The sequence below is a fragment of the Halomonas sp. 5021 genome (genome assembly GCF_036663435.1).
GTDB lineage: Bacteria > Pseudomonadota > Gammaproteobacteria > Pseudomonadales > Halomonadaceae > Vreelandella > Vreelandella janggokensis.
Genome location: NZ_JAXOVU010000020.1, coordinates 21774 through 37281, shown reverse-complemented (window position 1 = coordinate 37281; position 15508 = coordinate 21774). Strand labels below are relative to the sequence as shown.

Genomic DNA, 15508 nt, shown 5'->3' with positions numbered 1-15508 from the left:
CCAATGTTTGTCAACGGCTGTTTGGCAGAAGCGAAGGAAATGTTTAACTCAACTTTCCTTCCTGCTATTTGCCTAACCTACTGACAAACCGAGGTTTTTACACCTCATTCACCGCTGGCAACGCTGGGCGTCCCCGGCAGCGGATGCGTACTTTACGGCTTTGCTGACGAGTTGGCAAGAGGTATTAAAAATAAAAAAAGCGACAGGTCTGATTCAAAGAACCAGGCCTGCCGCAAACCACCGATCAGAACGCCTGACCAGAGAGTGCCCGTTCGCGGCCTGCGGCCGCGCTAACCGTTAATCAGATTTCAAACCCCAGACCAAAGTCCTCACTGGACATTGCCATCAGGCTACCCGCACCCGACTGGATCATTTGCGCGTGCGCCTTGGTGCGCGGTAACAACCGCTGGTAATAGAAACGCGCAGTGTTCAACTTCGCGGCATAGAAAGACTTTTCTTCGCCCGTCAGAGACAACGACGCCTGCTTGGCAGCCCGAGCAAACAGGTACGCGAGCGTGACATAGCCGGAATACATGAGGTAATCAACGCTTGCCGCCCCAACTTCTTCGCGGTCCTGCATGGCTTTCATGCCAACGCCCATGGTCAGCTCGCCCCATTCGGCATTCAGCTTGGAAAGCGGCTCGACAAACTCTTTGAGGTCGGCATTGTCGGCTTCTGCCTTGCAGAACTTGTGAATTTCCTTGGTAAACATCTTCAACGACTCACCCTGGCTCATGAGCACTTTACGGCCCAGCAGGTCGAGCGCCTGAATACCGGTCGTGCCTTCATAAAGCCGAGTAATTCGCGCATCACGGACCAGTTGCTCCATTCCCCACTCTTTGATGAAGCCATGACCACCGTAGATCTGTACGCCCTCATTAGTGCTTTCAAAACCGACTTCGGTCAGGAAGGCTTTAACAATAGGTGTTAGCAAGCCCAGCAGGGTTTCAGCATGATCCCGGTCTTCACCCGGCTCACCATGCTCCACCACATCGAGCATTTGTGCGGTATAAAGCACCAGCATACGGCCACCTTCAGCAAAGGCTTTTTGCGTTAGCAGCATGCGGCGCACATCGGGATGGACGATAATCGGGTCAGCAGGCTTTTCGGGAGCCTGTTTGCCGGACAAGCCACGCATCTGCAAACGGTCACGAGCATAGCTCAGTGAGTTCTGAAAACTCGCTTCAATCAGACCCAGCCCCTGAATCCCGACCCCAAGACGTGCCGCATTCATCATGGTGAACATGCACGCCAACCCCTTGTTGGGCGGTCCCACGAGGTAACCGGTTGCGCCATCGAAGTTCATCACGCAGGTGGCGTTACCATGAATACCCATCTTGTGCTCCAGCGAACCACAGGTGACGCCATTGCGTTCGCCGGGATTGCCTTCTGCATTCGGCAGAAATTTGGGGACAACAAACAGCGAAATGCCCTTGGAGCCTTCAGGCGCATCGGGCAGCTTTGCCAGCACCAAATGCACGATATTCTCGGCAAGGTTGTGCTCACCCGCCGAGATAAAAATCTTGGTGCCGGTAATCGCGTACGCATTGTCCGCAACGGGTACCGCACGCGTCTTGATCAAACCGAGATCAGTACCGCAATGCGGCTCGGTCAGGCACATGGTTCCTGTCCAAACGCCCTCAACCAACTTGGTGAGATAGGTGGCTTTTTGCTCGTCGGTGCCATGGTGCCTTAGCGCATCGGCTGCGCCATGGGAAAGCCCTGGGTACATCCCCCACGCCAGGTTAGTTGCGCAAATCATTTCTGACAGCATCATCGCCAATGAAGGCGGCAGCCCCTGGCCACCTTGCTCGGGGTCTGCAGCCAGACTGGGCCACCCACCTTCTACATACTGCTGATAAGCCTCTTTAAAGCCTTTGGGTGCTTTAACTTCTCCGCCTTCCAGCAAGCAGCCTTCTGCATCGCCGCTTTGATTGATGGGCAGCAGTACGTCACGGGCAAAGCGCGCTCCCTCTTCCAGAATGGCGCTCACCACGTCAGGAGAAGCGTCCTCACCGTTGGGCAGAGAGGCATAATGGGCGGGATAGTCAAACATTTCGTCCATGACGAAACGCATGTCACGCAAGGGGGCCTGGTAACTGGGCATGGCACTTCTCCTAAACAGGGGGCTGAAAGCAACGAGCATCTTCAGAAAATGGCTTTCAAACGCATGTTTGAAAATTAGCGCGAGCCCGCCCAGTAGTCAAGCAGTCGTTTTAATTTAGCCATCCAAATCGCTACCACTTTGGTCGCCCAACGGGTCAGTCATGCCTCAGAAAAAAATAAAGCCTGCCGACGAGAACACCGGCAGGCTATCTAATAGCGGATGAATAGGACATTTATTACTGCATTCGAATACCACCGTCCAGCCGGATCACTTCTCCGTTCAACATCGAGTTGGTAATAATCTGCTCTGCCAACTGGGCGAATTCTTCTGGCTTGCCCAACCGTTTAGGGAATGGAACGGCGGCGGCCAGCGCCTGGGCGGCTTCGTCAGGTATTTCACTCATCATAGGAGTTTCAAACACGCCGGGGGCAATGGCCATGACGCGAACGGCATGACGCGAAAGCTCCCTGGCAGCAGGCAGGCTCATACCCACAACACCCGCTTTGGAGGCACTGTATGCACACTGCCCCACCTGCCCATCAAATGCCGCTATGGACGCCGTATTGATGATTACCCCACGCTCGCCGGTCTCATTCGGCGTGTTTTTGGCCATTGCGGCCGCCGCCAGGCGCATGACATTAAAAGTACCGACGAGATTGATATTGATCGTTTTGGTATAGCTTTCCAGGTCAGCAGGATTGCCTTCGCGGTCAACCAGCTTGGCAACACTGACAACGCCTGCGCAGTGAATGACACCCGAAAGCCCGTGTTCGCCGCCCAATGCTACAGCGGTATCAACTGCCTGCTGCATCTGTTCTTGAGACGTGATATCCGCCAGGCATGCACGCGCGTCTTCCCCCAACTGCTCTGCATGGGACTTGACACTGTCGCTGAGGTCGCACAAGACGACGCGAGCACCAGCAGCCACGAGACGCTCTGCTGTCGCAGCCCCTAAGCCTGAAGCGGCGCCGGTGATTAAAAATGTATGATCCTTCACCTGCATAGTCGTGTTTCCCTGTCATGAAAGTCGTTATTGGCTCAAGTTGACGTCTTCTGCTGCTTGAGCGCGTAACTTGAAGCGCTGAATTTTGCCGCTTGGCGTCTTGGGGAGTTCGTCGACAAATTCGATGACCCGGGGAAATGCATGGGCCGACAAACGCTCGCGTACCTGCTGACGAATTTCATCCGCCAGGGCTTCGCTTGCCGCGTAGCCGTCACGCAACACAATGTACGACTTGATCACTTCGCCCCGAATATCATCCGGCTGACCAACCGCTGCCGACTCTGCCACAGCGGGGTGTGCCATAACGCTGTTTTCGACATCGGTCGGGCCCACACGGTACCCGGACGTCGTGATGATATCGTCATCACGGCCAGCAAACTGAAACGACCCATCCTCGTTGCGAATCACTACATCGCCAGTCAGGTAATACCCCTGCACAAAGGGATCTTTTTCCTGCCAGGTATAACCCTGAAAAAAGTGCGCGGGCGACTGTTCAATATCCACGGCCAGAACCCCCGGCTCGCCGGGCGGCAACTCATTGTACTCAGCATCCAGAATCGCCAGGCGGTACCCGGGCATGGGCACCCCCATGCCACCGACATGTTTGGGGTGATCAAGGGCATGGTGGTTGTTACACGTCATCCCGGTTTCGGTTTGTCCATAGTGGTCCATCACCGAACAGCCCAACGATGCCTCCACCCATGAAACCACTTCGGTATTCAAGGGCTCACCCGCTGAACTGGCGGCACGCAACTCAAGCGTTTGATGAGCGTCATCGAAAAGGCCTGATGCCTTCATTAGCCGATAGGCCGTTGGCGCTGCGGCAAAGTTGGTAATGCGGTGGCGCTTCATGAACTCAAGCGCTCCTTCGGCACTGAACCCTGCTTCGCAAAAGTGGGTCGTGACCCCCAGAAGCAACGGGCCTGCAATCGCATAGTAAAGCCCGTACGCCCAGCCGGGGTCCGCCATGTTCCAGAAGCGATCCTCCTCGCGAAGGTCGACCGCCAACTCCATGTAGAGAGCGAATGCCGTCATACCGGAAAGCGGCACGGCAACGCCCTTTGGCTTGCCCACCGTCCCTGAAGTAAACATCTGCAGGAAAGGCTTATCCGCTGACAGGCGGGGCGGCTCACCGCTCATTGACGTATGCGTCAACGCTGTTTGCCAATCATGGTCGTCAGAATGCTCTCGGGTCGGCCCACCGACTGCCAAGACGGGTGGGCATTGGCCCAGACCATCAAACTTGTAACGGTTTGCATGGTCGGTAATGACAAGCCTGGAGTCAGCCCGCCCCAACCGATAATCCACTGCATCGGGTCCAAAGGCAGTGAACAACGGTTGGTAAACCGCGCCAATACGCCAGGTCGCCACCACAGCTACCAAAAGCGCCAGCGAACGGGGGAGCATACACGCAATGCGATCACCCTCGCCGAGTCCTTGAGCTTGAAACCAGCCCGCCAGCTTAGCGCTCTGCTGGTCGAGTTCCTTATAGCTCAACGTGTGCGTCGCACCTTCCAGGTCCTCCTGCACCAGAGCCAACACCTCGCCCCTGCCGGCACGGACATGGCGCCCACAACATGCTTCGAAGGCGTTTAACTGACCGTCCTGATGATCATCAAGTTTGGCGATGACTTCTCCGATGGAAAACGAATCAAGGTAATCCGAATAATTGGGGCGTGATGTCGCTGTCATGATGGCTCTCTTGGGTATTGTTGGTAGTGAGCATCGGGTTACGCAGGCGTCGGCATTGTTTTTATCAGTTTACGTTAACGGAACCCTTTGAATAAAACTACGCTAAAAGCAAACACGAAGAAGCGCAAGCGAGTCGTGGCGTTTACTGGTTATACGTTAGTCGCGCAAAGCCAGAGAGTCACTCTGTTCATCCTGACGGGCCATGATCATTGCGACCAGTTCATCGGCCAGATCATCCGGTGTTCTAGGGCCATCCGGGTCGTACCAGCGCACCGTCCAGTTCAAAGCACCCAGTACAAAGCGTGAGACCAGGAAGCGATCCCCATGAATCAGCCCTGCTGCCAAGGCATCATCGATCACCGCCACCCACAGCGCTTCGTACGCATCACGCAGATGGCTCAGATGAGCGCTGGCATCAGGTGTTAACCGTCGCCACTCAAACAACGCCACCACGTGGGCATTGCGATCGGTAAACAGTGTTTCGAGGTGCGCTCGCGCCATTGCGCGAAGACGCACCTCGGGGTGATCTGCGCAGCTATCGAGCGCACGACGCGCAATCAACAGCGCATTGTGAGTGCCTTCTTCAATCACAGCCGCCAGGATTTCCTGCTTATCTTTAAAATGGTGGAACAAGCTACCGGACTTGATACCCATTTCCTGCGCCAGCATGCGCACCGTGGTACGGTCGAAGCCTTCCTGAACAAAGAGCTGAGCCGCGAGGCGTGTTAATTCCTTGCGACGAGGAGATGCATTCATTACATTCATGTCGTTCACACTAGCGCTTGCTTGGTTACCTCGGAGAAGACCACAGCACCGACAACGGGTCAACGCATAGCGCACCTCTCAGTGAGATAATCACAATAACCTTTATGGAGAACACCATGAGTAACGCTAAAGACATCGTGTTTCTGTCGGCAACACGCACCCCGATGGGCGGCATGATGGGTAGCCTGTCGAGCATGAGTGCTACCGAGCTGGGCGCGATTGCCATCCGTGCCGCCATTGAGCGCGCCAGTATCGACCCCACGACGATCGAAGAAGGCATTATGGGCTGTGTACTGCCGGCGGGCGTTAAACAGGGCCCGGCACGGCAAGCCATGCGCCAGGCAGGCATCCCCGATGCCAACGGCGCCACCACCATTAACAAGCTGTGTGGCTCGGGAATGAAAGCCACCATGCTGGCTCACGACCTGATCAAGGCAGGCAGTGGCAATGTCATCCTGGCTGGCGGCATGGAGTCCATGTCCAACGCTCCCCACGTTCTCACCAAGGCGCGCAGCGGTTATCGGTTAGGTCACGGGGAACTGAAAGATCACATGTTCCTGGATGGCCTGGAAGATGCCGAGACCGGCAAGTTGATGGGCGTCTTCGCGCAGGATGTCGCGTCTCAGCGTGGCTACACCCGCGAGCGGCTTGACGATTTCGCCATCGCCTCGCTCGAACGCGCCATGGCGGCCACCAATGCAGGGCATTTAGATGCCGAAATGGCCGCCGTCACCGTTACCTCGCGCCATGGCGAGGCTATGGTTGAACATGACGAGCAGCCCTTTCAGGCCAAACTGGACAAAATCCGCCAACTGCGCCCCGCCTTTGCCAAGGAGGGCACCATTACTGCTGCCAACTCAAGCTCGATATCTGACGGCGCATCGGCACTTATCCTGGCCAGCCAGGCAGCGGCGGATCAGCACGGCCTTAAACCGATGGCGCGCATGCTGGGGCACACAACCCACTCACGCCACCCGAGCGAGTTCACGATCGCCCCCGTGGGCGCGATTGAAAAGTTGATGAAGAAGCTGGATTGGAACGTTAGTGACGTTGACCTCTTTGAAATCAACGAAGCCTTTGCCGTGGTAACCCTGATGGCAATGGATGACTTGGGCCTCCCCCACGACAAGGTCAATGTCTTTGGTGGCGCCTGCGCCCAGGGTCACCCGATCGGCTCTACCGGCTCACGCATCATTGCGACATTAATCCACGCGCTGCGCACCAAAGGCGGCAAGCGTGGTATTGCAAGCCTGTGCATCGGCGGCGGCGAAGCCACGGCCGTCGCGGTTGAGTTGATGGATTAGCCAACAATTTCCCGGGTAAAACAATATTGATTCACGCCCTGGCAACGTTTCAGCCAGGGCGACTCGACTACTTAGCGAGGCCATGAGTATTGCTATGAAGCGGCCAGCAAACGAACATCAGGGCCCTTCTTGCCGGGGCGGGCTGTGGCACTACCATCTTGGCTAAGCTGCTCCCATTCGGGATACTCGATGCCCTCTTCGTTGGTGCGGTCATGACCTTCGTCTGCGACCTCCCCATCGACACTGAACTGACCGGCATATTCCCGCATTTGCAATGCTTCGCGGGATAGCACCTCCGCGCTATGGGCAGCCTGATTGACCAGGCTCATGGTTCCCTGGGTAGTCGTGTCGATCTGCACGACGGCCTGATTGACCTCCTCTATACCCCGCCGCTGCTCCTCCGACGCATGGGCCATCTGGATCATCAAGGTATCCACATGACGAGCCGCCTGCATGATAGATCTGGTGTGTTCACCCGCCTGCTGCGAAAGCTCACTGCCTTGTTCCACACTATCCCGGGATGCCTCGATACGCTTCCGAATGTCGCTAGCGGCATTGGCGCTGCGCGTCGCCAACGCACGTACCTCGTTGGCGACGACCGCAAAACCACGGCCATGCTCACCGGCACGGGCCGCTTCCACCGAGGCATTAAGCGCGAGGATATTGGTCTGAAACGCAATACTTTCAATCATTCTGATAATGCTTTGAATTTCTTCGGAGTGACGATTGATCGCTTCCATTGTCATAATGAACTGAGAGATCACCTCATCACCCTGCTGCGCCTTGTGTGACACATCCGCAGTTGACTGACTGACATGCGACGCGCTCTCCGCGTTTTGATTCACCGTGGCGGTCAATTGCTCCAGACTCGCCGCCATCTGTTGCAAGGCGGACACCTGAGTATCTGTCTGCCTCGCCAAACGCTGGTTCTGTTCGGTCATTTCCTGGCTATTACTGTGCACCTGCTCGCTACTTACAGTCAGTCGATTCACCGTCGTACGCAGTGATTGCTGCATATAGGCAAGCTCACTGAACAGTTGACCAATCTCGTTATCTGCGTGCGACTCAACCGGAACAGAGAGATCACCTTTGGCGATGCGCTGGAAATGCTTAGTAATGGCTCTTAGAGGTCGAAGCACATTTTTAAAGACGCCCCACACGACCACTGACACGACCATCAGCGAGGCGACCAGCGCTGCGATCACCCCCCAAAAGAGTAGTGATGACACTTCCTCGAAACGTGCAAAAAGCGCATTACCGCGCTGCGCTGAGGCATCAAAGAATGCGTCGGCACTGTCAATAAAGCGCTGACTGCTTTCGTCCACTCGCGACTCCCCCGAGAAGAAACCCGTTATATCGCGATCTTGAAGCATCATCATCTGCAGACTGAGGTTATTGTTAACAAATGATTGAAAGTCAGATGCTAACTGATCGACGATCGCCTGCTGTTCTTGATCAAAATGACTTGCCTCGAAGCGGGTAAAATCCTCTGCTGCCGAGGCAAGCAGTTGCTCCGCCTCATCTATCAGGGGATCGGGGCGATCAAACGACGGCGTCCGAATCAGTTCCGCTGCCCGGTTCATTTGGATACGTGCGCGCAATAGCTGATTGTAAGCACTGTTGAGCTGGCTTATCTGTGTCATGTCGCGTTGATGCAACGAGGTAAATGCCTCACGACCAAAATGATTGGCGAACAACCCAAGCCCGCCAATCACGACTACCAGGCCGCTGAACATTACCAGCACCAACGTCCAGCTTGCTTTAACACTTAACGCATTGAGCCATTTCATCCCGCCCCTCCCTTTGACTGTGATTTACTCAGACGTATGCAGTGGCAGCCACAACTGCAAGCGACGACGAATTTCCTGCAGCGCCTGCTGATAAGCATCTGGCTTGTTGATCAGTCTGGGATCACGGATATCCCAATAAAGAGTCTCTCCGGCCTTCCCCTGCCAATCGCGACAGGCCTGAAGATCCTTGTCACAAAGCACAATCACGTAGTCGAAGGCTTCGCTTTCAAACGCATCAAGCGACTTGCTGTGCAACCCTTCTGTGGAAAGTCCTTGCTTGTTAAGGGCATCGAGGGTCAGCGCATGAGGTTCATCCGGCTCGGTGCCCGCGCTGAACGCCTCGAATCGGTCACCGGCCATATGACGAAGCAGCACCTCACCCATCAATGAACGTGCAGAATTGGCGTTGCAAAGAAATAACACACGACGTTTGGACATAAATAAACAACCTCTTATCTAAAGATTGAACATCACATTACGCAGCAATCATGACGGCATTGTTGCAGCGATAACGATGCCGCTAGAAATATATGGAAAAACATATATTATGAAGACAGTGCGTTTCGACGTGAATCAAAAAGGAAGCCGCTTATATGACCACGCTGGACGATTTACCCAATCTGGACGCGAACCTCTTTGAAATACCCAACCTAGAGCGACTGGGTTTAACGGCAGGCAATATACAAGCACCGAAAATTCTGCTGCTTTATGGCTCCCTGCGTGAACGTTCGTTTAGCCGTTTAGCAACGGAAGAAGCCGCCCGCTTGCTCAACGCCATGGGCGCTGAAACAAGAATTTTTGACCCTAGAGAGTTGCCGTTGCCGGATACAGAAGATGCCAGCCACCCCAAGGTTGAAGAGCTGCGCCAATTGGCCCAATGGTCAGAAGGCATGGTGTGGTGTTCTCCCGAACGCCACGGCGCGATGACCGGGATCATGAAAGCGCAGATTGACTGGATCCCGCTTGCGTTAGGTGGCGTGCGTCCAACCCAGGGCAAGACATTGGCGGTAATGCAGGTATGCGGCGGCTCCCAGTCATTCAACACCGTCAACCAACTGCGTATTTTGGGCCGCTGGATGCGCATGCTGACGATCCCCAACCAATCATCAGTGCCCAAAGCGTTTAAGGAATTCGACGATAACGACCGCATGAAAGCATCACCTTTCTACGACCGCATCGTGGATGTCATGGAAGAACTGGTGAAGTTTACGCTACTTGTGCGGGACCGCAGCTCGCTGCTCACCGACCGTTATTCAGAGCGCAAGGAAAGCGCCGAAGAACTCTCCAAGCGGGTTAACCAGCGGGCCATTTGATCAGGAGCTTTTCATGTCATCCAAACAGGATACGTCATCCCCCTCCACGGCTGAGGGCATGGGGCTATTCGAGCGCTTTCTCTCGGTATGGGTCGCTCTTGCCATTGTGGCAGGCATCTTGCTCGGGCAGCTCGCCCCGGCGATACCGGAAGCGCTTTCACGTCTTGAGGTAGCCCAGGTCTCCATCCCTATCGCGGTACTCATCTGGGCCATGATTTTTCCCATGATGGCGCAAATTGACTTCACCTCCATCGCTGGGGTTCGCCGCCAACCCAAAGGGCTAACCATCACCACAGCCGTCAATTGGCTGATCAAGCCCTTCACCATGTTTGCCATTGCCTGGCTTTTTTTAATGGTGATCTTTCGGCCCTTTATCCCTGAAGCGCTTGCCAGCCAGTATCTCGCGGGGGCTATCCTACTTGGTGCCGCGCCGTGTACCGCCATGGTGTTTGTATGGAGCTATCTCACGCGAGGGGACGCGGCTTATACCCTGGTGCAGGTGGCTCTCAATGATCTGATCATGCTGTTCGCGTTTGCCCCCATCGTGGTCTTCCTGCTGGGGATCTCCAACATTCAGGTGCCCTGGGACACCGTCGCCCTGTCGGTCGTGTTGTATATCGTGATTCCCCTGGCAGCAGGCTACATCACGCGGCAAAGCTTGATTAAAAAACGCGGCGCCGAGTGGTACGACAATGTGTTCATGAAGCGCGTTGGCCCGATCACCCCGATTGGCTTGATCATTACCCTGGTGCTGCTGTTTGCCTTCCAGGGCGAGGTCATTCTGAATAATCCACTGCATATTGTGCTCATTGCCATTCCGCTGATTATTCAAACCTTTCTGATCTTTTTTATCGCCTACGGCTGGGCGAAAGCCTGGTGTGTTCCTCACAACATTGCCGCTCCCGGCGCGATGATTGGCGCGAGCAACTTTTTTGAACTCGCCGTCGCAGCCGCCATTGCGCTGTTTGGCATGCAGTCAGGCGCGGCACTGGCAACGGTCGTCGGCGTATTGGTCGAAGTGCCGCTTATGCTGGCACTGGTAAGCATCGCCAACAAGACGCGCCACCGCTTTAAAACGCCATAAAGCGAGAAAGAATGATATCAGCGCTAAGCTGGTTGCCTGGGCAACGCCAGCGCCATCACCGCGCTGGAAGCAACCAGCGCAGCGGCAACCCACAGGCAAGCACTCAGGCCGAAGGCCATATATAGCCAGCCCGATAGCAGTGTGCCCACTAATCGCCCCATGGCATTGGCCATATAGTAAAAACCGACGTCCATGGAAACACCGTCGGCGCGGGCATAATGCACAATCAGATAGCTGTGCCAGCTGGAATTGATCGCAAACAGAACGCCAAACGCCAGTAAGCCAACGACCAGCCAACCGACCTGCGCCAAGGGCAGCATCGCCAACACAATCGCCAGCACTGCCAGTGCCGCTGCCCAGCCTGCGGTAAGGGCGCGCGCATCGCCCTTGATCAACCGCGTGAGCTTGGGGGCCTGAGTCTGCACACCGCCATAGCCAATAACCCATATCGCCAGCAAACCGCCCACGGTCCAGTGGGTCCAACCGTGTTGGTCATATAAAAACACCGGCAGCGCCACCACGAACCAAACATCCCGCGAGGCGAACAGGCAAAACCGCGCCGCTGACAACACATTAATGGCACGTGATTTCGAGAAGACTTCTGAAAACCTGGGTTTTACCTTTTGCCGACCCAGGTCAGCCCTCAAGCGCCATAGCGATAACAGCAATACCACGCCCAGCATCACGGCCATGACCACCACGGCACCGCGAAAGCCAATCAGTGTCAGCAGCAGTCCGCCGACGAAAAAACCCAAGCCTTTCAGCGCATTCTTAGAGCCGGTCAACATGGCCACCCAGCGGTAGAGCGAGCTGTTGGCGTTGGCGCTCTCTTTAGGCACCAGCACTTTCACGGCACTTTTGGCGCTCATCTTATTGAGGTCTTTGGCGATGCCCGACAGCGCCTGGGCGGCCATGACCCAGGCGACGGTCAGCAATCCGGCAGGCACCATCAGCATGGCCAGGGCAATTATCTGTAGCCCAAGTCCGACGTTCATGGTGCGGTTGAGACCCAGGCGAGCGCCCAGCCAACCACCGACCAGATTCGTCACTACGCCAAAGGCTTCATAGAACAGAAACAACATGGCGATGGCCAACGGCGAGTAGCCCAACTGGTGGAAGTGCATCACCACCAGCATGCGCAGCGCGCCATCGGTAATCGTGAAGGCCCAGTAATTGCCCGTTATCAGCATGTACTGGCGGACTTCAAACGGCAGTGCCTTTACACGTGCCCGCATTTTCAACAACGCAGATTCAGCCACGCTCCACCTGCTCGCCACCTACCTGCAGGGCCAGCTCGGCGGTACGGTTGGCATAGCCCCACTCGTTGTCATACCAGGCGTAGAGTTTCAACTGAGTGCCGTTGATCACCATGGTGGAGAGCGCATCGATAACCGAGCTGCGCGGATCGGTGCGGTAATCGATCGACACCAGCGGACGCTCTTCATAGCCTAAAATCCCCGCCAGCGAGCCATCGGCGGCGGCTTTGAGCGCCTGGTTGACCTCATCCACTGTGACCGAGCGCTCCAGCTCAAACACCATATCGGTCAGCGACGCATTGGCCAGCGGCACGCGCACGGCATGACCATTAAGCTTGCCTTCCAGCTCAGGAAAGATCGCAGTAATGGCTTTCGCCGAGCCGGTCGTGGTGGGAATCAGGCTCATGCCGCAAGCACGGGCACGGCGTAGATCCTTATGCGGGGCGTCGAGAATCGTCTGTGTATTAGTGATGTCGTGTACCGTGGTCATTGAGCCATGGCGAATACCGAAGCCTTCCTGAATAACCTTGACCACCGGTGCCAGGCAGTTGGTGGTACAACTGGCGGCAGTGACAATCTTGTGTTGAATGGGATCAAAGAGATGGTCGTTGACGCCAACAACCACGTTCAACGCGTCCTCATCTTTCAGAGGCGCACTTACCACCACCCGGGCAACGTCCTGATCAAGATACGGCTGAAGCTGAGCGGTGTTTTTCACCATGCCCGAACATTCGATGACCACCTCGCAACCGGACCAGTCGCTATCCACGATCTGCTTGTTGGCGCTGAATGGGATCGAATCGCCGTCGATCACAATGGCGTCCTGATCAGCGGCTATACCGGCACCCGGTGACCACTGCCCATGCACGGAGTCAAACTCAAGCAGGTGCGCGAAGGTCGCCGCATCACCACCAGGGTCGTTAATGTGAGCCAGCTCCACTTCACCCGCTTCTACCCGCGGCCACAAACTTCGCAGTGTCAGTCGACCAATACGGCCGAATCCGTTGATACCGATACGTAGTGCCATGGAAGCCTCCTAAGCTATTTGCCGCATATAAAGCTTAATGCTCATATACGAAAAATCATATATGAAGGGGTAAAAAAACACGTCCTTCGTCAGGCCCACCGTGCCAACGGTGGGCCTAACTGGCGAGGGCTATTTAGCCATAACGTCCGGAAATGTAATCTTCGGTTTTTTTCTTGGCCGGGGTTGAGAACATCACTTTCGTGTCGTTGTACTCAATGATTTCCCCCAGATGGAAAAACGCCGTGTAGTCAGCCACCCGCGCCGCCTGCTGCATATTGTGCGTTACCGTCACAATGGTGAATTTCTCTTTCAGGCGGTCCATCAGATCCTCGATGGTCGCCGTGGAAATCGGATCAAGGGCCGATGTCGGCTCATCCATCAAGATGACGTCAGGTTGCACGGCAATTGCCCGGGCAATGCACAACCGCTGCTGCTGACCACCGGAGAGCGACGTACCCGGCTCCTGAAGCTTGTCTTTCACCTCTTCCCAGAGACCTGCATCACGCAACGCTTTTTCAACCAGTTCGTCCTGCTCGGCTTTACGGCTGACCATATCGTGCATACGTGGCGCATAGGCGACATTTTCAAAAATTGACTTGGGAAATGGATTGGGTTTCTGGAACACCATGCCCACGCGCCGACGCAGCGCCACTTCGTCCATTTTGGACTCGTTGACGTCGTGGCCGTCCATCTCCACCAGCCCTTCGGTGCGCACACTGGGAATAAGGTCATTCATTCGGTTCAGACAGCGCAGGAACGTGGACTTACCGCAGCCGGAAGGCCCTATCAACGCCGTCACATTTTTCTGGAACAGGTCGATATTGAGGTTTTTCAGCGCCTGGTTCTTGCCGTACCAGAGGTTCAAGTCGCGGATGCGGATACTCAGGTCATGGCACGCCTGTTCATTGCGCGTATAGGGCTGACCAACGCTCGGCGTATCTTGCTCAGTCATTACGGGTGCTTGGCTATTCATAGCGATATCCTTTTTAACGCGCTGGATTACCAGCGACGCTCAAATTTCTTGCGCAGTAACACGGCGAAAGCGTTGAGGGAAATGAGCACTGCCAGAAGAACCAGAATGCCGCCGGCGGTTTTTTCCACGAACGCTGGCTCCGGCTCACCGGCCCAGGTAAAGATCTGCGCGGGCATCACGGTAGCTGCCTCAGTAAAAGAGGCGCTCATATCTGGGATAAACGCTACCATCCCAACGATGATCAACGGGGCCGTCTCCCCCATGGCTTGCGCCAGACCAATAATCGAACCGGTCATGATACCCGGCATTGCCAGTGGCAATACGTGATCGCGCACCACCTGCCAACGCGAACAGCCCACGCCAAACGCCGCATGGCGAATCGAATCCGGTACGCTACGCAGCGCCGCACGCGTCGAGATAATGATCACCGGCAGGGTCATCAACGCCAGTGTCATACCACCGGCCAGCGGCGATGAGCGCGGCACACCAAAAAAGTTGATAAAGATAGCGAGGCCCAGCAGACCGAACAGAATCGAGGGAATCGCCGCCAGGTTGTTGATATTGATTTCAATCGCCTGGGTAATCCGGTTATCCGGCGCGAACTCTTCCAGATACACCGCCGTCATCACGCCAATCGGAAAGGAGATCGCCAAAGTAACGATCATGGTCATGATGGTGCCTACGACGGCTGCCAATATACCGGCGCTCTCAGAGGATTTGGAGTCACCCTCTGTAAAGAAGGTGTGGTTAAATCCCAGCTCGACCTGCCCTGACTCAACCCGTTCATCAATGGCCGCACGTTCCTCTTCGCTCAGGCTATTACGATTGCCCTTTAGGTATTGGTCTACCTCACTATTAGCCAACAGCCATTTTTGCTCGGACGTCCCTAAAAGGTCCTCGTTATTACGCATTTGCAGTGGGATGCTACGGATCTCGGTGCGGCTGACCAGGGGCACCAGGTCATCAGGAATTGCTTGCCGCGCATCGGAGGCCGCTTCCTCTGTATAGTTTATTTCCGTATTAACATACGCCTGTTGGAAGGCGGGTAAACCCTTATTGAGCATGTCGGCGAAAAACAGCAGCAAAAACAGACCTGCCAGACCGAGTGCGCCCATGGAGATCCACTTTAAGCGGCTCGACTTGCGGTGACGCCGCTTGAGCTGCTGGCTGATGTCATCAAAAGTTTGGCTCATC

The 15508-nt window shown here is 55.5% G+C and carries 13 protein-coding genes; 3 read left to right on the top strand and 10 right to left on the bottom strand.

Translation table 11 applies throughout. The features are described from left to right. Positions 1 to 301: 301 nt before the first annotated feature. The 4 genes from R3F64_RS18650 to R3F64_RS18635 all read right to left on the bottom strand — a co-directional run bounded on the left by R3F64_RS18650 (position 302) and on the right by R3F64_RS18635 (position 5558). Entirely contained in the window at positions 302 to 2107 is a 1806-nt protein-coding gene (locus R3F64_RS18650; protein WP_332613069.1) for an acyl-CoA dehydrogenase C-terminal domain-containing protein, read from the bottom strand. Between the two features lie 235 nt (positions 2108 to 2342). After that, positions 2343 to 3110: an SDR family NAD(P)-dependent oxidoreductase gene (locus R3F64_RS18645; RefSeq protein ID WP_085917512.1), complete on the bottom strand. Its 768-nt coding sequence runs from the start codon at positions 3108 to 3110 to the stop codon at positions 2343 to 2345. Positions 3111 to 3137: 27 nt separating this feature from the next. Next, positions 3138 to 4802 carry an AMP-binding protein gene (locus tag R3F64_RS18640; protein ID WP_085917511.1) on the bottom strand — a complete coding sequence of 555 codons (1665 nt, stop codon included), beginning with the start codon at positions 4800 to 4802 and terminating at the stop codon, positions 3138 to 3140. Between the two features lie 156 nt (positions 4803 to 4958). Further along, positions 4959 to 5558 (bottom strand): TetR/AcrR family transcriptional regulator, encoded by a 600-nt coding sequence (locus R3F64_RS18635; protein ID WP_085917510.1) that lies wholly within the window; start codon positions 5556 to 5558, stop codon positions 4959 to 4961. A gap of 125 nt (positions 5559 to 5683) precedes the next feature. Here R3F64_RS18635 and R3F64_RS18630 point away from each other — a divergent pair, with 125 nt between their 5' ends. Then, on the top strand, positions 5684 to 6871 hold the full coding sequence (locus R3F64_RS18630; protein ID WP_085917509.1) for an acetyl-CoA C-acyltransferase: 1188 nt from the start codon (positions 5684 to 5686) through the stop codon (positions 6869 to 6871). 92 nt (positions 6872 to 6963) lie between these two features. On the opposite strand, the gene R3F64_RS18625 is transcribed toward R3F64_RS18630, so the two are convergent. Both R3F64_RS18625 and R3F64_RS18620 read right to left on the bottom strand, forming a co-directional pair. Then, on the bottom strand, positions 6964 to 8661 hold the full coding sequence (locus tag R3F64_RS18625; RefSeq protein ID WP_199285094.1) for a methyl-accepting chemotaxis protein: 1698 nt from the start codon (positions 8659 to 8661) through the stop codon (positions 6964 to 6966). A gap of 24 nt (positions 8662 to 8685) precedes the next feature. After that, complete coding sequence (locus tag R3F64_RS18620) at positions 8686 to 9099, bottom strand: arsenate reductase ArsC (protein ID WP_199285093.1); 414 nt, start codon at positions 9097 to 9099, stop codon at positions 8686 to 8688. Positions 9100 to 9254: 155 nt separating this feature from the next. Between R3F64_RS18620 and arsH the strand changes: the two genes are divergently transcribed. Both arsH and arsB read left to right on the top strand, forming a co-directional pair. Then, positions 9255 to 9974: an arsenical resistance protein ArsH gene (gene arsH, locus R3F64_RS18615; RefSeq protein WP_199285092.1), complete on the top strand. Its 720-nt coding sequence runs from the start codon at positions 9255 to 9257 to the stop codon at positions 9972 to 9974. A 13-nt stretch (positions 9975 to 9987) separates the two neighbouring features. Next, positions 9988 to 11058 carry an ACR3 family arsenite efflux transporter gene (gene arsB / locus R3F64_RS18610; protein WP_085917505.1) on the top strand — a complete coding sequence of 357 codons (1071 nt, stop codon included), beginning with the start codon at positions 9988 to 9990 and terminating at the stop codon, positions 11056 to 11058. A 23-nt stretch (positions 11059 to 11081) separates the two neighbouring features. Here the strand turns inward: arsB and arsJ are convergent, their stop codons facing one another. From arsJ to pstA, 4 genes are all read right to left on the bottom strand, one after another. Next, positions 11082 to 12293 (bottom strand): organoarsenical effux MFS transporter ArsJ, encoded by a 1212-nt coding sequence (gene arsJ, locus R3F64_RS18605; RefSeq protein ID WP_085917529.1) that lies wholly within the window; start codon positions 12291 to 12293, stop codon positions 11082 to 11084. Positions 12294 to 12309: 16 nt separating this feature from the next. Beyond that, positions 12310 to 13341: an ArsJ-associated glyceraldehyde-3-phosphate dehydrogenase gene (locus tag R3F64_RS18600; protein WP_332613064.1), complete on the bottom strand. Its 1032-nt coding sequence runs from the start codon at positions 13339 to 13341 to the stop codon at positions 12310 to 12312. Between the two features lie 133 nt (positions 13342 to 13474). After that, positions 13475 to 14314 (bottom strand): phosphate ABC transporter ATP-binding protein PstB, encoded by an 840-nt coding sequence (pstB, locus tag R3F64_RS18595; protein ID WP_085917503.1) that lies wholly within the window; start codon positions 14312 to 14314, stop codon positions 13475 to 13477. 26 nt (positions 14315 to 14340) lie between these two features. Next, positions 14341 to 15507, bottom strand: coding sequence for a phosphate ABC transporter permease PstA (pstA, locus tag R3F64_RS18590; protein WP_264826285.1), 1167 nt, complete (start codon positions 15505 to 15507; stop codon positions 14341 to 14343). Position 15508 lies beyond the last annotated feature (1 nt).